Raw genomic sequence first — 23,658 nt, forward strand, 5'->3', positions numbered from 1 at the left:
TCCCTGGATCCTTTGGCCTTCGGGCCTACGCGTACTCTCTTTCATCGACGTTCCTTGGCAGTCCTTCCTGCAAATCATCTTATGGCCGTCATGCACGGCGCACCACGACGCAGCCGGCACTGTAGCCGGCTCCGAAGGAACACACCACCCCCAGCGCACCCGAGGGCAGATCGCCGCGATGCAGATGGAACGCAATGATCGAGCCCGCCGAACTGGTATTGGCATAGCGATCGAGAATGATCGGCGCCTGATCATCACGGGGCGGCTGTCCCAGCACCCGACGCGCGATCAGGTCGTTCATGTGCTGATTCGCCTGGTGCAACCAGAGTCGCGACAGGTCTGCGGCCTGTTGCCCCAGGTCGTCCAGGTGCTGCTGAATCAGCGAGGCCACCAGCGGACAGACCTCCTTGAAGACCCGCCGCCCTTCCTGGACGAAAAGCTTGTCCAGCGCCTGGGGATCGGCATCGGTGACCCGGTTGAGAAACCCCGCATTGTTGCGGATGGCATTGGAAAACTGCGTGACCAGGCGGGTGCCGAGAATCTCGAAGCGCTCGCTGGCGCGCGCCACGGCATCGTCTTCGATCACCAGCGCGGTGCAGGCATCGCCGAAGATGAAATGGCTGTCGCGGTCGCGAAAATTGAGATGCGCCGAACAGATTTCGGGGCTAACCACCAGCACGCGCCTGGCGCTACCGGCAAGAATCGCATTGCGCGCGGCATCGAGGGCAAAGGTCGCCGAGCTGCAGGCCACGTTCATGTCATAGGCATGGCTGCCGGCCCCCAGCGCCGCCTGAAGCTCGACCGCCACCGCCGGATAGGCCCGCTCCAGGTTGGAACAGGCGACGATCACCAGCTCGATCTCCTCGGCCTGCACCTGGGCAGCATCCAGCGCCTGACGAGCCGCGGCAAGGCCCATCTCGGCCTGCTGCGAGAGCTCGTCATTACCCCGCGCAGGCAGTCTCGGCCGCATCCGCTTGGGGTCCAGAATGCCCTCGGCATCCAGCACGTAGCGACTCTTGATGCCCGAGGCCTTCTCGATGAACGCACTGCTGGAGTGCGCTAGCGCCTCGCGCTCGCCGGCGGCGATGGCCTCTTCATGCTCGGCATTGTCGCTGTCCACCCAGGTATTGAAGGCCGCCACCAGGGCATCATTGTCGATAGCGTGGGGCGGCGTATAGAGCCCGCTGCCGGTGATCACTGCGGTAGTCATGGGGTCCTTCCTGTGAGTTCTGCCCAGCGTTTCTCGAGCCGCTTGGAGGAAACTGGCTCAAGGGTGCCGAGCTGCTGGGCGAAAAGCGACACGCGCAGTTCCTCGATCCACCAACCGAACTCTGTCAGCTCGGGGTCCTCGGGGCCCTGGCGACGCCCGGCTTCGCGGCGTTTGGCAAGACGTGTCTCGAAGCCCTGAATGTCCTGCATCAGCATCTGGTCACGGTTGCGTTCTCTGGGGGCCTTCTCGAGGCGAATCTGCGCCGCTTCCATATAGCGCGGATACTGTTCGAGCCAGGCACCCGCCTCGACCACGAAGCCCGGATGCACCAGCCGCTGCATCTGCGCCTTTAGATCACTGTACACCAGCGCCAGGGCGAAGCTGAGATTGCCCTTCAACGCCTTGGTCACTGCCAGATGGCCATTCAGGGCGCGCTCCAGCACCTTCACCAGATGCTCACCGTGGGGCAGCAGCTGCTCACGGGTATCGGCCAGGCGTGACTCGAGTTCATCGCGCGAGCGCGGCAGCGGATCCACTGCCACCACCTGCAGGAACACAGCCTCGACCAGATCGTCGATGAGCTGGCGCTTGCTGCCCACCTTGGCGAACAGCAGCGCGCACTTGTCGAGCCCCTTCACACGTTTGAGTTCACGCACCGCCTCGGGGGCGCGCTGCATGGCCAGCCGCTTGATGCCATGACGATGCGCCTCGCGGGCCTTGGCGGGATGTTCGAAGAGCTCGACGGCAAGCCCCTCAGTGGCTTCGACCAATGCCGGGAAGGCCTCGACGCGGATGCCGGCCTGGGTGGTCACCCGCGATTCGGGCAACGCCGTCTCGGGCAGATCCTCGAGCACCTGCTGCTGGCCAGTGGCCTGCTCGGCCAATGCCTGGGCACCTTCGCTTGCCGCCTTGGCGAAGCGGCGCTCCAGCTCGACCGGATCGCGGCCCTCGCCTAGCACCTTGCCTTCGTGATCGACCACGCTCAGGTTCATGCGCAGGTGGGGCTCGAGCTGATCCAGCTGCCAGTCATCGGGATCGAGGCGCAGGCCGGTCTTGACCCTAAGGAAGTCACCAAGGGCGGCGGTCAAGGAGACATCGTCAGGCGTAAGGGTAGCCAGGGCCGCATCCACCCAGTCCGGGATAGGCACGACCTGGCGACGCACGGACTTGGGCAGCGATTTCATCAGCGCGATGCACTTCTCGCGCAAGAGCCCCGGCACCAGCCACTCGAGCCGCTCGACGGGCAGTTGGGAGAGCATCGCCGCCGGCACCGTCAGGGTCACGCCATCGTCGCTGGCTCCCGGCTTGAAGTGATAGCGCAGCGGATAGCGCACCCCGCCAAGCATCAGCTCGTAGGGGTACTGCTCCTCGGTGACATCCTCTGCCCCGCGGGCCATCAGCGCCTCGCGGTCGAACTTGAGGATGTCGGGGTCTTCGGCCTCGGCCTTCTTTCGCCAGGCCTCGAATCCCTTGCCGTTGATGATGTCGGCAGGCAGCCGCTGGTCGTAGAAATCGAACAGCGTCTCCTCGTCGACCAGGATATCGCGCTTGCGGGCACGATCCTCGAGATCTTCGACTTCCTCGATCAGCGAGCGGTTGTAGGCGAAGAAGTCAGCCTTGGTGCGATATTCCCCCTCGACCAGTGCGCGGCGAATCAGCAGCTCACGGGCCTCGGCGGGGGCGATCGGCCCATAATGGACGCGGCGCCGGTTGACGATCGGCAGGCCGAACAGGGTCACCTGCTCGAAGGCCACCACCTGGGCCCGCTTCATCTCCCAGTGGGGTTCACTGTAGGTACGCTTGACCAGATGGCCGGCCAGCGGCTCAATCCACTGCGGCTCGATGCGTGCCACCTCGCGGGCGAACAGCTTGGACGTCTCGACCAGTTCGCCGGCCATAATCCACTTCGGCCGCTTGCGACCGAGCCCGGAGCTCGGGTGAATCTGGAACTTGCGGTTGCGAGCCCCCAGGTAGTCGCGGGTCTCGAGCAGCTGGCCAAGATTCGACAAGAGCCCGGTCAAGAGCGCCTGATGCATCACCGTGGCGTTGTCACGGCGGCGCTTGGCTCGCGCCTCGTCGTCGTCCGGTAGCGGCTCGGGGGCAGGCACCTTGATGCCCATGTCGTTAAGCAGCTGACGCAACTGGCGGAAGGTGTCGTGCCACTCCCGCAGGCGCAGGTAGCTCAGGTAATGATCTCGACACCAGCGCCGTAGCCGGTTGCCGGAGAGCTCTTCGCGCGCGGCCTCGAAGCCGGCCCACAGGTTCAGCCAGGCCACGAAATCAGAGTCCTGATCCTTCCAGCGCGCATGCGCCTGATCGGCAGCCTGACGTTTGTCCGCCGGGCGCTCGCGGGGGTCCTGGATGGCCAGCGCCGAGACCACGATCAGCGTCTCGCGCAGACAGCCCGACTCGGCGCCCGCCAGCACCATGCGGGCGAGCCTTGGGTCGATGGGCAGGCGCGCCAGGCGACGGCCAAGCTCGCTCAGACGATTGCCCTCGTCGACCGCGCCCAGCTCGAACAACAGCCGGAAGCCGTCCTTGATAAAGCGCGAGTCCGGGGCATCGACGAACGGAAAGGCCTCGATTTCGCCAAGCTTCAGCGACAGCATCGACAGGATCACCGAGGCGAGGTTGGTGCGCTGGATTTCGGGCTCGGTGAAGGCCGGCCGCGACAGGTAGTCGTCCTCGTCATAAAGACGAATGCACACGCCCTCACTGATACGCCCGCAGCGGCCCTTGCGCTGATCGGCACTGGCCTGGCTGATCGGCTCGATGGGCAGCCGTTGCACCTTGGCGCGATAGCTGTAGCGGCTGATGCGCACCAGGCCAGGGTCGATCACGTAGCGAATGCCCGGCACCGTTAGCGAGGTCTCGGCGACGTTGGTCGAGAGCACGATGCGCCGCCCGGCATGGGACTGGAAGACGCGGTTCTGCTCGGCGTTGGAGAGCCTGGCATAGAGCGGCAGCACCTCGGTGCCCTTCAGGTCGGCGCGGCGCAGGGTGTCGGCGGTCTCGCGGATCTCGCGCTCGCCAGGTAAAAAGATCAGCACGTCACGCGGGCCATGCTGCCAGCGTTTCTCGCGCTCGATGGCCTCGATCTCCTCGACGGCCTGCAGGATGCCCTCCTGCAGCGTGCGGTCTTCCTCGTCGTCCTCCGAGCGCACCAGCGGCCGATAGCGCACCTCGACCGGATAGGTGCGCCCGGAGACCTGCACCACCGGCGCCGGGGTGGCGCTACCGTCCTGCTGTGGACGACGCTCGTCGGCAAAATGCGCAGCGAAGCGGTCCACGTCGATGGTCGCCGAGGTGATGATGATCTTGAGGTCCGGACGGCGCGCGGTCAGCCGCTTGAGATAGCCCATCAGGAAATCGATGTTGAGGCTGCGTTCGTGGGCCTCGTCGATGATGATGGCGTCATAGCGAGACAGGTCCGGGTCATGCTGAGTCTCGGCCAGCAGGATGCCGTCGGTCATCAGCTTGATCAGGGTGGCGTCGTTGGTCTGATCGGTGAAGCGCACCTGATAGCCGACCTGCTCACCGAGCGTGACCTCGAGTTCCTCGGCAAGCCTGGTCGCCACCGAGCGTGCCGCCAGCCGCCGCGGCTGGGTATGACCGATCAGGCCACGGCGACCGAGCCCCAGTTCCAGGCACAGCTTGGGCAACTGAGTGGTCTTGCCGGAGCCGGTCTCGCCGGCCACCACCACTACCTGATGCTCGCGAAGCGCCTCGAGGATGTCATCACGGTGCTCGACCACCGGCAGCTCGGCCGGGTAGTTGAGCGCGACCGGCTGTGCGCGACGCTTGGCGAGGCGTTGCTGGGATTTCGCCAGTTGCTGCTCGATGTCGGCGAGGCCGCGTTCAATCGGCTGGCCTTGCTTGGCCCGGCGCTTCAACCCAGCCAGACGCTTGCCCAGGCGACGGGCATCATTGAGCAGGCAGTCATCGAGCTGCTGCTGCAGGGCGTTAAGGCGAGTGGTATCGGCGGCAGTCGGGGAGCGGGTCGTTGTGGTGCTCAAGGCAACCTCGTTGGCTAGAAGTCAGCGGCCCGCGACGGCAAGACCACCGCGGGCCAGCCATTGTACCGCTCGCCCGGCGATGGTGCCTACTCGGCGGCCCACTCGGCCCATTCAGCCCACCCGGCCCCTGGCGACCTCAGGCCGGCGTCTCGCGCAGCTCGCGACGCAGCACCTTGCCGACGTTGGTCTTGGGCAGTTCATCGCGAAACTCGACGAAGCGCGGCACCTTGTAGGCGGAAAGCTGCGTGCGGCAGTAGGCGCGCACCGCCTCGGCATCGAGATCCGGGTTGCGGCTGACCACGAACAGCTTGATCGCCTCGCCGCTGTTGGCGTCCTCGATGCCCACCGCCGCCGCCTCGACCACATCCTGGTGGCCGGTCACCACATCCTCAATCTCATTAGGATACACATTGAAGCCAGAGACGATGATCATGTCCTTCTTGCGATCGACGATGCGAATGTAGCCGTCATCCTGCAATACAGCGATGTCACCGGTGCGGATCCAGCCCTCGTCATCCAGGGTCTTGGCGGTTTCCTCCGGCAGATTCCAGTAGCCCTTCATTACCTGGGGCCCCTTGACGCAAAGCTCGCCGGGCTCGCCCAGCGGCAAGATCTCGCCATCGGCATCGAGGACGCGTACTGAGGTGCCGGCCACCGGCTTGCCGATACTGCCAAGCTGAATGGCATCGACCGGATTGAAGGAGACGATCGGCGAGGTCTCGGTCATGCCGTAGCCCTCGGCGATGGCACACCCGGTGAGGCTCTCCCAGCGCTCCGCCGCGACCCGGGTCAGCGCCATGCCGCCGGAGATGGTCAGCTTGAGCGGTGTAAAATCCAGCGCCTTGAAGTCATCACGCTGGCACAGCGCATTGAACAGGGTATTGAGGCCGATGAAGCCGGTGAAGCGGGTCTTCTCAAGCAGCTTGACGAAGCCATGCAGATCACGGGGATTGGTGATCAGCACCGAATGGTTGCCGGTCTCGACCATGAACAGGCAGTTAACCGTAAACGTATAGATGTGATAGACCGGCAGCGGCGCGATGATCGTCTCGGCGCCATCTTCAAGCGCCGGACCAATGGCCGCCCGCGCCTGAAGCATGTTGGCGATCAGGTTGCGGTGAGTGAGCATGGTGCCCTTGGCGCGGCCGGTGGTCCCCCCGGTGTATTGCAGGGCGGCGATATCCTCAGGGCAGCGCGCCACGTCCTCGTGTTCGAGTCGCCGTCCCTGCGTCAGCGCCGAGCGAAAGCTCACCGCCGTGGGCAGCGCATAGTGTGGCACCAGTTTCTTGACGTACTTGACCACCGTGTTGATCAGCAGCCGCTTGGCTACGCCGTGCAGGTCGCCAAGCTCGGTGACCAGCACATGGTCAATGTCGGTCTTGTCGAGCACTCGCTCCAGCTTGTCGGCCATATTGGCCAGAATCAGGATCGCCTTGGCGCCCGAGTCCTTGAACTGATGGGCCATCTCTCGCTCGGTATAGAGCGGGTTGGTGTTGACCACCACCAGACCGGCGCGCAGGGCGCCGAACACCGCCACCGGAAACTGCAGCACGTTGGGGAGCTGGATGGCGATGCGATCCCCAGGCTCCAGGTTCGTCTTGTGCTGTAGCCATGCGGCGAAGTCGCCCGACAACCGGTCCAGGTCGGCATAGGTCAGGGTCTGACCCATGCAGCTAAAGGCCGGCTTATCGGCGAAGCGCTCAACCGAGCCGTGGAAGACATCCATCACCGAGGTGTAGTCGTCGAGCCCCTCGAGGGCCGGGCCGGTGAGGGTCGCTGCACTGGCATGCTCGCTCATGGGCGGATCTCCGCAAACGCGCCGACACGACCGACGCACTGATCATTGTTGATGGAAGGCTGTTGATGAAAGGCCGCCACTTGGCAGCCGAACCACCCGTTCAAACGAACGATTGAAACAGGTGTTAAACATCAATCAGACGTTGCCACTAATGAAGCAATGACGCCATGCCACTTTCGTCATTAGACCTCGCCAATCATCTCTTGGTACCCGCCCTTGATGGCGGTTGAGGAAGCTGTTCAGAACGGCGCTTTATGGTGACGATTTAGTCAGTTTCGACTAGCCAGTCTCTTTGGTCAGTCTCGTTAGTAAGGCTCTCTCGTCAGATGCTTTCGTCAGACTCTGGCAGGAAGCGCGCCAGTATCTCGCCGTCATGCCAGACCAGGAGTTCCCCGGGGACCATCCGCACCCAGTCCTCGTTATCGGTCAGGGGCTCGGTCGCCAGCACCGAGACGACGTCATGCTCGGTGGTATGCTCGGCGAAGTTCACGTTCAGCTCGGCATCCGACAGGTTGGCCTCACCAAAGGGCGCGCGGCGTGTGATATGAGCAAGCTTGGTCGAACAGAAGCTATAGAGGTGAACGCCGTCGGAAAGCAGCAGATTGAAAACGCCCTTACCGCGCAGGCGCTCGCAGCAGCGATGTAGCAGTGCCCAAAGCGCCTGAGGGTCTTCGGGCGGTTCGGGAAAGTGACGGCGCAGCTCGCCCATCAGGTAGCAGAAGGCGTGCTCGCTGTCGGTGCTGCCCACCGGCTGACAGACGCCCAGTGGCAGGTCCTGCCAACTCTCGAGCTGCCCGTTATGGGCATAGCACCAGGGGCGCCCCCACATCTCGCGAGTGAAGGGATGCGTGTTGGCCAGGCGCACCTGACCGACATTGGCCTGGCGAATGTGGCTGATCACGATATGCGACTTGATGGGATAGTCGCGGATCAGCCGGGCAATGGGTGAATCCACCGAGGGGTGCGGGTCGCGAAACTCGCGATAGCCGCCTTCCTCGTAGAAGGCGATGCCCCAGCCGTCGCGATGGGGCCCGGTGCCTCCTCCACGATGCAAAAACCCCGCGAAGCTGAAGCAGATATCGGTGGGCACATTGGCGCTCATGCCGAGCAGTTCACACATGCGAATCCTCACTGCGACGCGACGAGTCTGATTGAGAGGTGTGTTGAGACGAATGCCGAGACGCTTGACGCATACGGCGTCTGCGAGCGTTAAGCCCCCACAGCATCAACAGCAGCAATACGGCGGCAAGCGCCGCCCAGACAAGCCGTGACCGGGGCTGTTCTTCAAGATCACGCATCAGCCGTTTGGCCTGGCCGGGCAGCGCATTGATGGTCTCCACCACCCGGTCGGCGGCAGCGTCCTTGTTGAAAGCATCTGCCCCGGACACGTTCGCCGCGTCGTCCGGCATCGACGGCAGATCGCGGCTGACCAGCTCGGCCCCGTCCAGACGTGCTTCGTCGAGCAGGATGCGACCATCGGGATTGAGCAGCAGACGCGGCAGTTGAAGCTCCCGCGACTCACCGCCCAGATCCACCTCGACCTCGATCTGCAGCGGCACTCCGACGTCAGCCGGAAGTTCGGGCAAGTTCACACGCCAGCGACGCTCGTCGAAGGCCTCGATAGGCAGCGTCTCGCCCTGCAGGGTAGCGCTTAAGCGGGTGTTGGCGGCATTAAGCGCCGGGTGCTCGGCCTCGAACCACACTTGGCCGTCCTCTCGGTGGGTGCTGATAGCAGGCAGCACATTGACCGCCTGGACCCGCTGGCGATGGGCGCGCTCGCCCTCGACATCAATGACCAGACGCGCATTGCCGGTCAAGGACGGGGCGGGCAGCACACCACTGAACCGCTCGCTTTCAGGCGTCGACTGCGTCAGCGGACTGGCGACCATGACCGACCCATCGAGGGCCTGAAGCTCGACCGTGACCCGCATGTCATCACGTCGGCTGGCCTCCAGAGGAGTGCCGTCCTCCCTGGCGAGCCAGGCTTCCAGCGGCAGGTCGAAGCCCTGATAGAGGGTCGCGGGCAATTTAGTGGTATGCAGCACCAGCGGTGACACCACGCTGACGCGACTGTCCTGCTCCAGGTCACCTTCGATCCGCCACTCGCCCTCTTCAGGCGAGGGCACGGTGATCAGGTCGAAGCGCGGCTGGCGCTGCCAACTGGCGCCTGACGGCAGATTCTCGGGCGTGTAACGACGGCCATCGGGGCCAACGAGCACCGAGGGGGCCGCATCCGGCTCGTGGAACAGCAGTGCCGAGAAGGTCTCCACCTCAGGATCGATAGGGAAGCGGTTGTCGCTGAGCGGTACCTGGTCGGTCGGGAAGATGCGCTCGAAGATATCGAGAAAGCCCCGCAGCAGGTCTTCCGGGGTCTGAGCGAGAGCAGCCAGCCCCTGACTCGACTGAGCCAGACGCTCGACCAGCGCCAGGTCTGCCTGTGGCGAGAAGGCGATGGCGTGGATGGTGACGCCCCGCTGGGCAAGCGCGGGGGCGAGCTCATCGAGCAGCGTCTGGCGCGAGCGGGCATCCCGGGCAGACTTATTGCCACCGGCCGGGTCCAGGTCGATCACGCCGTCGGTGAGCAGTATCAGATGCCGCTCGCCGCCGGGCTCCTCACTGGCCTGACGAATAGCTGCTTCGATATCGGTGTATTGCTGGTAGTCGACCAGCCGGGGCGCCAGGGAACGTGCCTGCTCGCGCCAGCGGCGATCTACCGGCCCAACGGGGAGCGGGTTCTCGACGCGCTCGCCGAAGGTCCAGAGCCCGCCGCGAGAGCCCGCAGGCAGCAGCGAGGCCAGAAGCTCCAGGGCGCTGGCGCTCAAACGCTCGGGGTCGTTGTCTTGCATGCTGCCGGAGACATCGAAGATCACCCGCACGTCTGCGGCGGCGTCCGCCTGGCGCTTGTCGTTCTGTGATTCGACGTCCTCTGTCACCTGCTGGGCAAAAACGCTGGTCGACCACAGCAGACAACCCAGCACGGCACCGAACATGACGCGCATAGGTACTTCCCCTTAACCGATGACCGGCTCCTGGCGTTCATGGCTTGAAGCTTCCGGCTTTTCGGCGGCACGAGCCTTTGGCGCCGGTGGACGGCGCAGCAGGCGCCAGACCCCGAGCCCCAGCAAGGCACCCAGCGCGGCACCCACGACCAGTAGCAGCGAGGCCCCGGCCATGGCACCGCCCTTGCCTTGCAGCACGGCTACCGCGGCCACGACCACTGCCGGTGCGATGCCGGAATGCGCCTCGGCCTGATCCAGCGTCGTCAGTGCATAGCTGGCCGGCATCCAGATGATACCGGCCACCAGCCCGGTGATGACCCATCGGGGCAGCCGGGGCAGGAAGCGAATTCCCAGGTGGCCAGTCACCAGTACAACCAGCGACAATAGGCCATAGATCAGCCACAGTTGTGGCAGCGAATTGGACAACAGCATCATTTCTCTCCAGGCGTACGCCCCTTGGCGCACGCATCCTCTATTGATCGCACATATGGTACACCGCACCCAATGAAAGCACAGCCGTCTGCCTCGCCCATCGACCGTTTCCACCGCCCGGACGACCCCGACTGGCACTGGCTGGAAAACCGCGACGATGCTTCCGTTAACGACTTCCTCGAAGCCGCCAACGCCGAAAGCAGCGCCTGGTTCGCGCCACTGGAGTCGGAGGTCGAAGCGCTCTACCAGGGCCACCTGGCCCGCCGCGAACTGGCCGTCACCGGCCTGCCGGCGCCGTTGGATCATTATACCTACTGGAGCGAGACCGCCGCCGATGCCGACTACCCTCGCTGGTGGCGCCACCCGCTCGACGCGCCGTCCAAGCGGGAATGCTTCCTCGATTTTGAGGCGCGCGCCACCTCACTCGACTTCCTCGAAGTCGGCGACATGGCCCTGTCGCCCAACGAAGCCTGGCTGGCCTGGACCGAAGACACCAGCGGCGACGAGATGTTCACGCTCTATCTCAAGTCACTGCCCGACGGCGAACCTCAGCTATTGCTTGAAGGCATAGGTCCCGAACTGTGCTGGGCTGAGGATGATCGCACGCTGCTGTTTACCCGCTATGACGACATTCAGCGCCCGGAGAGCATCTGGCGGCTGGACACGGCGGCGCCTGAGCAGGAAGCACAGCTGATCCTGCGCGAAGACGATCCTGAGTTCTGGCTGGGCATTGGCAAGACGCGTTCGCGCAACTGGCTGGTGCTGGAGAGTGCTTCCAAGGACACCAGCGAATGCTACCTGCTGCCGGCCCAGCTGCCGGATAGCACGCCACAGTGTTTCCGAGCGCGGGAAGCCGGCGTCGAATACGCGATCGAGCATCGCCCCGGTCATTTTTACGTCCTCAACAACCGCGAGGCACCGCATTTCCGACTGGATGTGTGCCCGGAAAACGACCGCGACACCTGGCAGCCGCTGATTGCCCATCGCGATGATCAGACCCTCGAGGGCATCGACGCCTTTGGCTGGGGGCTGGTGATCACTGAACGCGATCATGACAAGGCTCAGGTGTATCTGCGGGTGCTCGAGCTGGATACCCAACACAGTATCCAGCGCGACGAGCGCCTGCCGCTGCCCGAAGAACCCTGCAGCCTGGCTCTGGGGGACACCCCGCACTTCAACGAGCGCCGGCTACTGCTGCGCGAAGAATCCTTCACCCTGCCGATTCGCTGGCTCAGCCACGACCTGGACACCGGGGAGCGCAAGTTGCTCAAGGAGCAGCCGGTGCATGGCAGCCTGCGCCCGTCGCAGTTGATGTGTCGGCGAGTGTGGGCCGAGGCCCACGATGGCGAACGGGTCCCGGTGTCCATCGTTGCCCGCGCTGATCGTCTCGGTCAGGCTCCGATGCCGACCCTGCTCTACGGTTACGGCGCCTACGGAGAAGTGCTCGACCCATGGTTCTCGGTCGCCCGGCTTGAACTGTTGGAACGGGGCATCGCCTTCGCCGTCGCTCATGTGCGTGGCGGCGGCGACCGAGGCGAACCCTGGTACCTGGCCGGAAAGCTCGAACACAAGGAAAACAGCTTCCGAGACTTCCTGGCCGCCCGTGACAGGCTGGTCGAGATGGGGCTGAGCGAGGCGGATAGGGTTGTGGCCTATGGAGCCAGTGCCGGCGGGCTGCTGGTAGGGGCAAGCCTCAACCTTGACCCGGAAGCCTTCTGCGCTGCGGTGCTCGATGTTCCCTTCGTGGATGTGCTGCGCACCATGGAAAACCCGGACCTACCCTTGACCATCGCCGAGTACACGGAATGGGGCAATCCGGGAGACCCGGCGGTACGTCAGCGCCTCAAAGACTATTCACCGCTGGACAACCTCCAGGCACAGCCCTACCCAAGTGTCTTCCTGCAAGGCAGCTGGCATGATGCCCGGGTGCCCTACTGGGAGCCCGCCAAGCTCTACGCCCGACTGCGGGAACTGGATAGCGCCCGTGGCCCCATCATCTTGCGCACCGACATGGGAGCAGGCCATGGCGGTGCTTCCGGCCGCTTCAAGGCCTGGCGCGACAACGCCCGCCAGGATGCCTATGTTCTCTGGGCCCTAGGGCTGGCCGAGCAGGCCTGACGCCTGCTTCCGCTCATGACAAGGCCTCGTCCGGCTTTCACCGGACGAGGCCTCTTTTTTGACACTGGTCGCTTTACGCTAACGGAACAGTCGGCGAAAACGGCCTAGCGCGATCAACCACCCGCGCCGGAACCCGTGCCGCCGGCACCGCCGCCGCTACCTCCGCTACCGCCATTACCACCGGCACCGCTACCGCCAGCACCGCTGCCGGCACCACCATCAGCGCCACCGCCGGAACCACCACCAGCGCCACCGCCGGAACCACCACCAGCGCCGCCGCCGGAACCACCACCAGCGCCACCGCCGGAACCACCACCAGCGCCACCGCCGGAACCACCACCAGCGCCACCGCCGGAACCACCACCAGCGCCGCCGCCGGAACCACCACCAGCGCCGCCGCCGGAACCACCACCAGCGCCACCGTCAGAACCACCACCAGCGCCACCGTCAGAACCACCACCAGCGCCGCCGTCAGAACCACCACCAGCACCACCATCACCACCGTTACCAGGGTCGGTAGGATCAGTGGGATCGGTTGGACCAGTCGGGTCGGTCGGATCGGTTGGTTCAGGCGCGCCCGGAGGAGGCGTAATCGCCGCTACCTGGAAGAAAAAGCCATCACAACCTTCCTCGACTCCACCGCCACAGCCACCACCGCCGCCTGCCGCCGGAGCTTCGAGGTCGTCGATTAATGCATCCAGCTCCGCATCCGTCAGCGTGTTATTGCCAATACCTTGCATCTGATCCGGTGGTAACGGACTAGCGAAGTTATTTTCCGGTGACGATTGCGCCAAGGCGCCTGTCGATGACAAACAACCGATTGCCACCGCCAGGGCCGTCAACTTGAACATGTTCATTGCCTGCCCCCTTGCTGCTGCCCCTTGCCTGACGCATCGCCTGTCGGCCTGCGCAAAACATTTTGTTACACACCTCCATAGCATGGTTACCTGCCACCTCCTTCACCATCGGAAAAGGGAATGGTTCTTCAGCATCAGGTTCTGCAATGAAAACGTTCAGGTCAGCGCTAGGATGGTCATGCTCGGGGGTAGGGAACGACTAACCGTCGATAGGCAGGATCGCGATGATGTGGTCTTCAAGTGCTTCTTCAGGCACGTCTTTCTGCGACACGGCGAAGCTGGCCACGCTGATACCCTTGCGATGAACTCGGGCGGGATCACCGGAAATCAGCGGGTGCCAGCCGGCCAGTTTACGACCTTCATGAAGGCGCCGGTAGGCACAGGAGTGCGGCAGCCAGCGAAAATCGTCGACCCGTGCCGCTGTCAACTGGGTACAGTCAGGCACGCGGGCAAAGCGGTTCTCGTAATCGCCGCAGCGGCAGGACGCAATATCGAGCAGTTCGCAGGCCACATTGAGAACGGCCACATCGCCACTGTCTTCATCTTCGATCTTGAGCAGACAGCACTGCCCGCAGCCGTCGCACAGCGCCTCCCATTCTTCGTCGCTCAGCTCTTCAAGGGGGTAGCGCTCCCAGAAACGCTCTCGCATGGGGACTCCTTGGTGCGCAACGAGGCGCAAATGAGGACGAAACGACGAATCGTCAATAGCTCGGCCGCGTCGGGGTGCGATAGAGGTCTAGCAGATACGCCTCCTTGGCCGGCGGCATCTGCAGATAGAACCCCTTTTCATCGATGGCAGCCATCACGTCCGCGGCCTTGGCACGAGACAGGCGTTTGTCGGCCGTGAGGATCATGGTCAGCACCGGCTCTGGCTTGCCAAAGTGCTCAAGCAGAGCGTCAGGCAAGTCCTGCATGCCGTTGCGCTTGTCGACGTAGAGATACATCTCGTCCTGACGTGAGCTTTTAAAAATCTCACACAGCAGCTTGCGATCGGTTGCATCACTCATGGGCGTTTACCTGATTGAGCGCGGCGGCCAGGTCATCAGACAGGCACTGGCCACGCCAGCCGTTGGGCAGAACCAAGGGGCGGTCGAGCAGATTGGCCGCCACCAGCGACTCGAGGTCACGACGCCGCATTAGCACCTCAGGTGCGATCCCCAAACGCTCGGCCTGACCGGTCACCACTTGCTTGAGGGCCTTGAAGCGCTTCTTGAAGGGGCCCGTGAGCGGCGACGGCAGGGCCTCGGCAAGCTCGGCTTCATCGCAATGGCGCGCCTCGCGCACCAGCGCCAGCAGGGTATCGCCCTCGCGCTTGATCACGCCGGGTTTCAGGCCTTCGACCTGGGCCAGGCCATGCCGATCCTTGGGCATGCGCTCGGCCACCGCGTAAAGCAGCTTGTCGCTGACCAGCCAGCCACGAGGCAGGTTGCGTGCCCGGGCTTCGCCTTCTCGCCAGGTCGTCAGGCGCCGATAGGCCTCGATTTGTGGTCGCTCGAGGCGCCACAGCTGGCGATGGCGCAGGTACCACTGACTGTCGGCATCAAGGCTGCGCCCGGCTTGACCAACGATGGCGGCACAATCGGCCTCGAGCCAGTCGAGGCGCCCCAGGGCCTCGAGGGCCGCCCTCTGCGCCTGCCAGACCTCAAGAAGATAGATCACATCAAGAGCCGCATAGCGGCACTGAGAATCGGACAGCGGGCGCTCCAGCCAGTCGGAACGGGTTTCGTCCTTGGGCAGGATATGCCCGGTCCAGTGCTCCACCAGCCGCTGGTAGCCCATCGCCGGGTCTTCGCTAAGCAGCGACTGCGCCACCTGCGTATCGACCAGCGGCCAGATGCTGACACCGGCCCAGCCGCCCAGCACCTCGAGATCCTCACTGCTGGCATGCAACAGCTTGAGCGGCCCCTCGGACAACAGGGCTTTAAGGGCGGGAGTGGCGGCGACAGCCTGGGGATCGACCAGGTAGGCCGTTTCGCCGGCGCACAGCTGAACCAGGGCAGGCACAGGGAAAAAGGTCGACTCACGAAAGAACTCGGTATCCAGCGCCAGCGTGTCGGCGCTGGCGAGTGCCTCGCAGGCCTCATCGAGGGCCTTGGGCGTATCGATCCAACGGATATCGAGATCGCGATTTTCGGGTGCCAGAGATTCGGGTGCCAGGGACATAGCGTTTCCAATTAGTACTGCAGACGTCGACTCACTCACCGGTAAAAGGCAGGCGACCATTGAAGGCGCGGCTCAGGGTGCCGCCGTCGACATATTCCAGCTCGCCGCCCATGGGAACCCCATAGGCCAGGCGCGACAGACGAATCTGGCGGCCGGTGAGCTGAGTGGCGATGTAATGTGCCGTGGCTTCGCCTTCCACGGTGGGGTTGGTAGCCAGAATCACTTCGTCGACGCCATCTTCAGCGAGGCGCACTTCGAGTTGATCGAGGCCGATGTCGTCCGGGCCAATGCCATCGAGAGGCGAAAGGTGGCCGTGCAGCACGAAATACTGGCCGCGATAGCCACCGGCCTCCTCGATGGCCAGCATGTCCGCCGGCGACTCCACCACGCATAGCAGCCGCTCATCGCGGCGCGTGCTGCGGCAAAGCCCGCATATCTCCTCTTCGGTCAGAGTGCGGCAGCGCTGGCAGTAGCCGACCTCGGCCAACGCCTCAGCCAGCACGCTCGCCAGGCGCTCTCCGCCTTCCCGTTCGCGTTCGAGCAGATGCAGCGCCATTCGCTGGGCGGTCTTGGGCCCGACCCCCGGCAGCACGCGTAGCGATTCCAGCAATCGGTCGACGAGGGGCGAGAAACTCATCAGAACGGCATCTTGAAGCCAGGCGGCAGGTCCAGGCCAGCGGTGGCCTCTTCCATCTGAGCCTTGGAAGCCGCCTCGACCTTGCGGACCGCATCATTGACCGCGGCAGCCAGCAGATCCTCGAGGAGTTCCTTGTCCTCTTCCATGATGCTCGGGTCGATCTCGACCTTGCTGACATCATGGCGGCCGTTCATGGTGACCTTGATCATGCCAGCGCCGGCTTCGCCCAGAACCTCGGCCTTGGCGGCCTCCTCCTGGACACGCTGCATTTTCTCCTGCATTTCCTGAGCCTGCTTCATCAGGTTGCCCATGCCACCTTTCATCATGGTGAGATTCCTCTTGAGTCGTTGAGTCGTGAACCAGCGGCGTCAGGCCGAATCGTGGTTCTGGTGCGGTTCGACGCTGTCTTCCACCAGGCGGGCACCAAAGGCCGACTGGAGTTTCTGAATATGCGGGTCAGCCCTGAGGGCTTCAACCGCCACCGCATGACGTTCAGCGTTGATGCGTTCGGACTGGCCTCGGGGCGTTTCCACAGCCTCAGGAATCTCGCCCACCTCGATGCTCACCGCCCGCTTCACGCCAACACCCGCAAGCGCCTTTTGGATGCGCGTGACGTGAACCTCGGCATTCATGGCCGCCTGGGACGGCGCAAGGCGCAACACCAGAGCCCGGCCATCGTCACGTTCGACCACGCAATGGGCCGCCAGGTTGCGTGTCAGGCCACCAAGCCCCAGCTGTTCGAAGAGACCAAGCCAGGCGGCCTGGTCAAGAATAGCGTCTGTATCAGCCGCCGCCTGCGCATTCGCCGGGGCCGGCGGCGTTTCGGCTTCGATGGAAGGCACAGCGTCCGACGGTGCTTCAGCCGCCGCTGCGGGTGCGGTATCGGGCGCCATGGAGGGTGCAGTGGCTGCGGGCGCGGTATCGGGCGCCATTGAGGACGCGGTGTCGGGCGCCATTGAGGGCGCATCCGATGCCGGCTCGGGAACATGAGATGGCTGAGCGCTGGCCTCCAGAGGCGCAGGGGCTGCGTCCATGTCGCTTTGCTCGAAGCCGTTGTCGGAGCGGTTTCCAGGACTATCCTCAGGCATACGCTCAGGGTCATGCCCAGAACCATGCTCAGGGTCATGCCCAGAACCATGCTCAGGGTCATGCCCAGAACCATGCCCAGAGCTATCCTCGCCCCCCTCCATAGCTGACTCAGCAGGCGTCTCCGGCGTGCTCGTCATGTCATCCGGCAGTGCCTCCCAGGGGGGCGGCTGCTCACTGGCGGGCCGCGGATCCGCCTGCGCCGTGGGCTCGGCCGATTCAGGCGCAGGCTGAGAAGCCGGCGTTGGCGTGGGCGATGACGGCTCGCGCTGATCATCACCAGGCGCAGAAGCCGCTCCCTGGGCGGGCGTCTGGGGAGGTACCTGCGGGGCCGGCTGAGCGGCTTGTTTGGGGGCTTTTTCGGATGCTTGCCCAGCGGGCTTGCCTGACGACTGCTCCGGCACGGCGTCGCCGGTCATCGGCAGCGGCGTCTGGGCCGGTTTGGGCACGCCTTGAGGGCGGAAGGCCAGCATCCGCAGCAGGGTCATCTCCAACGCCGTACGCGGCTCTGGCGCCTGATCCATATCACCGCGGCCCTGCAAGCCGATCTGGTAATAAAGCTGCACGTCTTCGGCGGTGAAGCGCGAGGCCAGCGTCAGCAGAACCTCACGGTCGCCGTGACCATTATCCAGGGCGCCAGGCACCATCTGCGCCACCGCCAGCCGATGCAGCACCCCAAGCAGGTCATCGAGCACGCCGGCAAAGTCCGGCCCCTGCTCAGCCAGCGCAGCCACTTCACCAAGCACCCGCGCCGCATCCACCTCGGCCAACGCCTCAAGCAGCGTCAGCACATGGCGCTGATCGAGGGTGCCCAGCATGGCAGCGACATCGACCTGGTGTACCTTGCCCTGGCCGAAGGCGATCGCCTGGTCGGTCAGGCTCATGGCATCGCGCATCGAGCCATCGGCCGCCTTGCCAAGCAACCACAGGGCGCTTTCGTCGAAAGGCACATTCTCGACCTCGAGCACTCGGCTCAAGTGCTCGACGATGCGCTCCGGCGGCATATTCTTGAGAGTGAACTGCAAACAGCGCGACAGCACCGTCACCGGCAGCTTTTGCGGATCGGTGGTGGCGAGCAGGAACTTCACATGCGGCGGCGGCTCTTCAAGGGTCTTGAGCAGCGCATTGAAGCTGTGGGTCGAGAGCATGTGCACCTCATCGATGAGGTACACCTTGTAGCGGCCCTGAGTCGGCGCATATTGAACGTTATCGAGCAATTCGCGGGTATCTTCGACCTTGGTCCGCGAGGCGGCATCGACCTCGATCAGGTCCACGAAACGCCCATCGTCGATAGCTCGGCAGTTCTCGCACTGCCCACAAGGGGTCGAGGTGACGCCGCTATCATCTTCGCCATTGGCGGTGCAGTTCAGGCACTTGGCCAGAATGCGTGCCAGCGTGGTCTTGCCGACGCCGCGCGTACCCGTGAACAGATAGGCATGGTGCAAGCGCCCCTGATCTAGGGCGTTGACCAGCGCGCGCTGCACATGCTCCTGCCCCACCAGCTCATGGAAGGTGCGGGGGCGCCATTTGCGGGCCAATACCTGATAGCTCATGCAGCGCGAGATCCTTTCATCGAAACTTTTATGGACAATAGACGACGTCGTTCAACGCACGACGCAGGGCCAAGCACAGAGCCTGAACCAAAGGGACTATACCAAAGGGGCTATTCTAGCTGCTGGAGCGCATGGCCGAAAGGCAAGGGGGGGGGGAACCACTAGGAGACAGAGATTTTGTCCCCTGAAATGGAGGCGGCCCCGACAGCCACATCCCGGCACACGCATCCATCACTACCGTTGCTCCCTTCCGGGCCTGGCGGGGTTTGCGACTTAGCGTTGCGGGAGGACCGACGGGGCCACCATAACGACTCGATTGTTTGCCAAGCGATAACTACAAAGCTATCCAGATTCAAGGCTATCTGGTTGATTCACCAGCGCATCGAGCGGGGCGCACTATAACAGTGGCTTAGAGGGTCCGCAAGGCCAGATGTTTGGCGCAAGGCTCAAGCCTGACGCCTTCTTTCTAGTCTAGGCTTATAGGTGTAGCTTGGTCGTTACCTACAAGACCTCACATCAATGGGAAGAGAACCAATGCAAAAGGATTCCAACAAGGGCTATATCGCACTATTGGGCTGGAGCCTAAGCGCTGTAGAGGCCGCCGAAACCTTTGATCGCCGCTACGTGGTCGTGGCGCCGGATTGGGCCGAGGATTATTGCGAAAAGCACGATATTCCCTACGTGTCCTGGAACTTCGAGCGCCTCAACGATCGTTCCATGGAGATCGCCGAGACCCTGAAAGGCATGGGCGTCGACGTCGCCATTCCGCTGTTCGAAGAGACCGTGGAATGGGCTGGTGCAATCAACTCCGTGCTGCTCGATAGTCCCCGCCTCTACGGCCAGTCGCTGCTACTGCGCGACAAGGCGCTGATGAAGCGTCGCGCTCAGTTGGGTGGCATCCGCGTGGGCATCTTCGAGGAAGCGCACGACAAGGAAGACGTCATCCGCTTTTTGAAGCGCGTCAACCAGACGCTGCTCAAGCTCGACGGCGACCCCAATGACCCGATCCACCTAAAGGCCTTCGACAAGGCCGGCTGCCTGGGGCATCGCGTGATCCGCACCCCGGATGAGGTCGATACAATTCCCGACGAGGAATTCCCGGTGCTGATGGAGTCGCACCTGGATGGTTGGGAATTCGCGGTCGAAGCCTGGATTCACAACGGCAAGATCGCCTTCCTCAACATTTCCGAGTACGTCACGCTTGGGTATTCGGTGTTCGTGCCGGCCTCTCCGGAACTCGAAAGGTATCGTGAGCAGATCACGACGCAGATCGAGAAGCTGATCAAGGCCTTCGATATCGAGTTCGGTCTGATCCACCCGGAATACTTCGTCACCAACGATGGCGAGATGTACTTCGGCGAAGTCGCCTATCGCCCACCGGGCTTCAAGGTCTTTGAGCTGCTCGAACGTGTCTACGGCTTCAACGCCTATCAGGCCTCGATGCTGGTCTTCGATCCCAAGACCACCGAAGAAGAAGTCAAGGCCTTCTTCCCGAAAGAAGTGGTCGATGCCGACGGCTTTGCCGGCTGCTTCGGTGTCTACCCGCGCCGCCGCGTGGTCAGCAAGCTGGAGATTCCCGAAGAGGTCGAAGACCATCCGTACTTCGAGTCTCACGAACTGACCGCTCCCATGGAAGAGACCGTCACCAAGCGTACCGCTTTCGGCACACACTGGGGCCTGGTCTATTTCAAGGGCGACGAAGCTCAACGCATGAAGGATCTTCTCAAGCATATGGAAGACCTTGATTTCTATGTCTGATGTAGGGCGTCATAGAAAGCATGCAAGCCTGATGACAAGGAGTCTGCGTGACATCGCCACGTGACACGACACCCCAAAGTGAGACGTCAGAGGCCAGCGAGAAACTCGCTGGCCTTTTGAAGAAATTCGACGACGCCATCACTTTGCTCAACAATGCGCGTGACTTCGCCAAGCCGAGCAAGCTTCCACGAGTGCTGGATACCGCTCGGCGGGTCATGTTGCAGGAGGGCGGCTGTGCAGCCATTGAGGCGCGCGGCCGCATTCTCGAAGAAGCCGGGATTTTTCTGGGGTCAGACTGGGAAACGCCTCAGCATCTGGTCCCATCACTCACCACTCATGCGCTGACCAGCGCCGATCCCAACATGGTGGTGATCGAGTCGCTAAGCGAACTGCGACTGCTGGCCGTGGCCAAGGGTGATTACATTCACCCGCTCATATCCCTGGAACAGGCGCATCACTACCTGACCCAGACCATGGCGATCAACCTTCGGCTGTTGTTTGGCGAGCCCACCGAGGCCGAACGCGAAACTCAGGGCCGACTGGCCGAGGTGCCGCGTCACCTGTTTCGCCATTTGTCCGAACGCATCGGTTATGAACACATCATCGATCATTTGATCGAGGAAATCTGGCGGATACTTGAGCAGCGCCCGATCCAGGTCGAGCCCGTTAAGTCGATGATCACTCAGATCGCACTCTGCCAGGCCAACCCCGATATCGACCTTGGCGGCAGCGGCCAGGGCGCCGACCGACTGGTCAGCTCGCTGTTCGGTCCCACCCGGGCCTCCCGCGAGGATCCGGGACTCGATATCTATCGCGAGCGACTCTCCAGCATGGACGCCGCGGCTCTCCAGGGCGAGGCCACCGGCTTTGCACGGTCCATGCACGATACCGGCTTGGTCTCCGCCTATCATCCGGTGCTGCTGCGCCACCTGCTGGACTACAGCGACCACCTGCTAGCAGAGGCCATGGGCCTTTCCTCCACCGGGCGAGATTGCCTGCTGTGCTACCACGAACTGGTCCACGCACTGATCCGCGGCGGTGTATATCCGGAAACCTCCCAGGCGGTCTACGGCCTGACCTTGACACTCGAGCGCGGCATTTTCTATCAACCCCCGGTGGCGCCGGCCATGTGGCGACAGCTGGGGCTGCCGCTCTCCGACTGGTCCGAGGCGCGCCTGAACCTCGCCTTTGGGGAAACCATCTCGCCCAAGGCAAGGCTACTGGAAGGCGTGCTGTGCATGCTGGGCTTGCCGCTGGGCGTCGGCCAGGGCAACAACCCGACCTGCCAATCGGCGCGAGCCCTCTCAATGTGGGCTTACAACGATCCGGACTACCTGCTACAGATGGTGGCCTGGGCCGCCCGCGATGACGATATCATCATGCACTTCGAGGGCATGCCGCTGTCTTCCATGGCCAGCCTCTCTGGCGTCGCTCAGACCCTGCCGATGGACCTAGACCCGGTATCACTGATCGTGGTGCCACACCTTGATCGCATCTATGCCGAAATGGGCCGTCGCTGCATCGGCCGCGAAGGCGACCCGCACCGCTGGGTCAACCCGGAATTCCATGGCTGGTGGTCCGGCCGTGGCTTTCGCATCAATGTCGACGTCGCGACCGGGCAGCTAACGGAACTGGACGATTTCCTGCGCCATTTCTATGCAAGCTATCACCCCTACTACAACGGCAATCAGCCACTGATTCATCCTCAACCGGCCGGCATCGCCGTGACCGACACTGCGGCCCGCTTCATCGGCTGGCATGCGATCACCATCCTGCGCGCCAACCTCGATCCCAATGACGTGATGCGGGTCTACTTCTTCAACCCCAATAACGACAGCGGTCAAGACTGGGGCGACGGCATCAAAGTCAGCACGGCAGACCACGGCGAACGCTTTGGTGAGTCCTCGTTGCCCTTCGAGCAGTTCGTCTCGCGCCTGTATATCTATCACTACGACCCACTGGAGCGCGGTGAGCTGGCCAAGATCACCCAAGAGGAGCTCGACCAGGTAACCGGCTACATCCATCGCAGCTGGGGCATGGATCGCATTCCCAAGGGCGAGCTACAGGCGAGCAGCGGACAGACCCCGCCAGAGAGCTAGACTGCGCTTCTTCGCCTCTCCCCTTCATGCATGCCAAGCATCTGACGGCCTGCGGGATTCTCTCCCGTAGGCCGTCTTGCGTATAATCCCACCCCACTCCTTCCGCTCTTTCGGCCAGAGGCTCCATGATCCGACTCGACCAGCTGCTCGTCGCCCAGGGCCTGGCGCGCTCCCGCTCACGCGCCCAGCGCCTGATCCGCCATGGCCGGGTCAGCCTGGCAGGCCATCCGCCCCTGACCAAACCTTCGGAAAAACTGCCGGAAGACAGCCCGCTGACGGTCGCCGATGACCCCGAAGAACGCTACGCTTCGCGGGCCGGGCTGAAGCTCGAGGCCTTGCTCGAGGCACGCGGCATGCGTCTCGACGGTAGGATAGTTCTGGATGTGGGCCAGTCGACCGGCGGGTTCACCGATTGCGCCCTGCACTTCGGTGCGGCCCATGTGATCGGTGTCGAGGTCGGCCACGACCAGCTCGACCCCAGGCTTCGCGAGGACCCGAGAGTCAGCTGCCTGGAAGGGCTCAACGCCCGCGCCATGACCGAGTCTCCCGAATTGCGCCAGGCCATGGCGGAGCATGCGCCCGACGGGCTGTCACTTGCCATCATGGATGTCTCCTTCATCTCCCAGACCTTGATTCTGCCCCAGCTGAGCCAACTGCTATCGCCCGGTGCTGAGCTGCTCTCGCTGGTCAAACCGCAATTCGAGGTTGGGCCCGGCAAGGTCAACGAGCGGGGCATCGTGACCGATGACGCCCTGCTGTCAGGCGTCGAGTCGCGTATCCGCGCCTGCTGCTCAGAGCATGGCTTCACGGTGCTTGGCTGGCAGGACAGCCCCATCAAAGGCGGCGACGGCAACCGCGAATTTCTGCTGCATGGCCGGCGTGACTACCGACGTGACTAAGGCGACGCTAGTCATCTTCTTCCGGCGCCTGAG

The 23,658-nt window shown here is 63.4% G+C and carries 17 protein-coding genes and 1 other RNA gene; 4 read left to right on the forward strand and 14 right to left on the reverse strand.

Annotation, left to right across the window (positions count from 1 at the left end):
* Positions 1-88 precede the first annotated feature (88 nt).
* From BCL93_RS02610 to BCL93_RS02635, 6 genes are all read right to left on the reverse strand, one after another.
* Positions 89-1,210 (reverse strand): beta-ketoacyl-ACP synthase III, encoded by a 1,122-nt coding sequence (locus tag BCL93_RS02610; protein ID WP_112053532.1) that lies wholly within the window; start codon positions 1,208-1,210, stop codon positions 89-91.
* Positions 1,207-5,226: an ATP-dependent RNA helicase HrpA gene (gene hrpA, locus BCL93_RS02615; RefSeq protein WP_112053533.1), complete on the reverse strand. Its 4,020-nt coding sequence runs from the start codon at positions 5,224-5,226 to the stop codon at positions 1,207-1,209. Before hrpA ends, BCL93_RS02610 begins: the two co-directional genes overlap by 4 nt.
* 136 nt (positions 5,227-5,362) lie before the next feature.
* The gene (locus BCL93_RS02620; protein ID WP_112053534.1) at positions 5,363-7,024 is read right to left on the reverse strand and encodes an AMP-binding protein; all 1,662 of its coding nucleotides are present in this window, start codon (positions 7,022-7,024) and stop codon (positions 5,363-5,365) included.
* Between the two features lie 322 nt (positions 7,025-7,346).
* Positions 7,347-8,144 (reverse strand): class II glutamine amidotransferase, encoded by a 798-nt coding sequence (locus BCL93_RS02625; protein WP_112053535.1) that lies wholly within the window; start codon positions 8,142-8,144, stop codon positions 7,347-7,349.
* Positions 8,137-10,023, reverse strand: coding sequence for a VWA domain-containing protein (locus BCL93_RS02630; RefSeq protein ID WP_112053536.1), 1,887 nt, complete (start codon positions 10,021-10,023; stop codon positions 8,137-8,139). Before BCL93_RS02630 ends, BCL93_RS02625 begins: the two co-directional genes overlap by 8 nt.
* A gap of 12 nt (positions 10,024-10,035) precedes the next feature.
* Positions 10,036-10,458, reverse strand: coding sequence for a hypothetical protein (locus tag BCL93_RS02635; protein ID WP_220086222.1), 423 nt, complete (start codon positions 10,456-10,458; stop codon positions 10,036-10,038).
* A 69-nt stretch (positions 10,459-10,527) separates the two neighbouring features.
* On the opposite strand from BCL93_RS02635, the gene BCL93_RS02640 reads away from it, so the two are divergent.
* Complete coding sequence (locus BCL93_RS02640) at positions 10,528-12,573, forward strand: S9 family peptidase (RefSeq protein ID WP_112053538.1); 2,046 nt, start codon at positions 10,528-10,530, stop codon at positions 12,571-12,573.
* A 73-nt stretch (positions 12,574-12,646) separates the two neighbouring features.
* Here BCL93_RS02640 and BCL93_RS17215 read toward each other — a convergent pair whose 3' ends face one another.
* The 8 genes from BCL93_RS17215 to ffs all read right to left on the reverse strand — a co-directional run bounded on the left by BCL93_RS17215 (position 12,647) and on the right by ffs (position 19,165).
* Positions 12,647-13,072: a hypothetical protein gene (locus BCL93_RS17215; RefSeq protein WP_181463014.1), complete on the reverse strand. Its 426-nt coding sequence runs from the start codon at positions 13,070-13,072 to the stop codon at positions 12,647-12,649.
* A 557-nt stretch (positions 13,073-13,629) separates the two neighbouring features.
* Complete coding sequence (locus BCL93_RS02650; RefSeq protein ID WP_112053539.1) at positions 13,630-14,079, reverse strand: YcgN family cysteine cluster protein; 450 nt, start codon at positions 14,077-14,079, stop codon at positions 13,630-13,632.
* Between the two features lie 52 nt (positions 14,080-14,131).
* Complete coding sequence (locus BCL93_RS02655; protein ID WP_112053540.1) at positions 14,132-14,437, reverse strand: YcgL domain-containing protein; 306 nt, start codon at positions 14,435-14,437, stop codon at positions 14,132-14,134.
* On the reverse strand, positions 14,430-15,593 hold the full coding sequence (gene rnd, locus BCL93_RS02660; RefSeq protein WP_258395916.1) for a ribonuclease D: 1,164 nt from the start codon (positions 15,591-15,593) through the stop codon (positions 14,430-14,432). Before rnd ends, BCL93_RS02655 begins: the two co-directional genes overlap by 8 nt.
* Before the next feature lie 31 nt (positions 15,594-15,624).
* A complete protein-coding gene (gene recR, locus BCL93_RS02665) occupies positions 15,625-16,230 on the reverse strand; it encodes a recombination mediator RecR (RefSeq protein WP_112053542.1) in 606 nt (201 codons plus the stop codon).
* Positions 16,230-16,556 carry a YbaB/EbfC family nucleoid-associated protein gene (locus tag BCL93_RS02670; protein WP_112053543.1) on the reverse strand — a complete coding sequence of 109 codons (327 nt, stop codon included), beginning with the start codon at positions 16,554-16,556 and terminating at the stop codon, positions 16,230-16,232. Before BCL93_RS02670 ends, recR begins: the two co-directional genes overlap by 1 nt.
* Positions 16,557-16,598: 42 nt before the next feature.
* Positions 16,599-18,869: a DNA polymerase III subunit gamma/tau gene (gene dnaX, locus BCL93_RS02675; RefSeq protein WP_112053544.1), complete on the reverse strand. Its 2,271-nt coding sequence runs from the start codon at positions 18,867-18,869 to the stop codon at positions 16,599-16,601.
* 199 nt (positions 18,870-19,068) lie between these two features.
* An RNA gene (ffs, locus tag BCL93_RS02680) (signal recognition particle sRNA small type) lies at positions 19,069-19,165 on the reverse strand.
* Between the two features lie 238 nt (positions 19,166-19,403).
* Between ffs and BCL93_RS02685 the strand changes: the two genes are divergently transcribed.
* The 3 genes from BCL93_RS02685 (at position 19,404) to BCL93_RS02695 (ending at position 23,625) form a co-directional block, all read left to right on the forward strand.
* Positions 19,404-20,627 carry an ATP-grasp domain-containing protein gene (locus BCL93_RS02685; RefSeq protein WP_112053545.1) on the forward strand — a complete coding sequence of 408 codons (1,224 nt, stop codon included), beginning with the start codon at positions 19,404-19,406 and terminating at the stop codon, positions 20,625-20,627.
* A 47-nt stretch (positions 20,628-20,674) separates the two neighbouring features.
* Entirely contained in the window at positions 20,675-22,726 is a 2,052-nt protein-coding gene (locus BCL93_RS02690) for a hypothetical protein (RefSeq protein ID WP_112053546.1), read from the forward strand.
* Between the two features lie 125 nt (positions 22,727-22,851).
* On the forward strand, positions 22,852-23,625 hold the full coding sequence (locus BCL93_RS02695; protein WP_112053547.1) for a TlyA family RNA methyltransferase: 774 nt from the start codon (positions 22,852-22,854) through the stop codon (positions 23,623-23,625).
* Positions 23,626-23,658: the final 33 nt, after the last annotated feature.

This window comes from Onishia taeanensis, assembly GCF_003268885.1.
Lineage (GTDB): Bacteria > Pseudomonadota > Gammaproteobacteria > Pseudomonadales > Halomonadaceae > Onishia > Onishia taeanensis_A.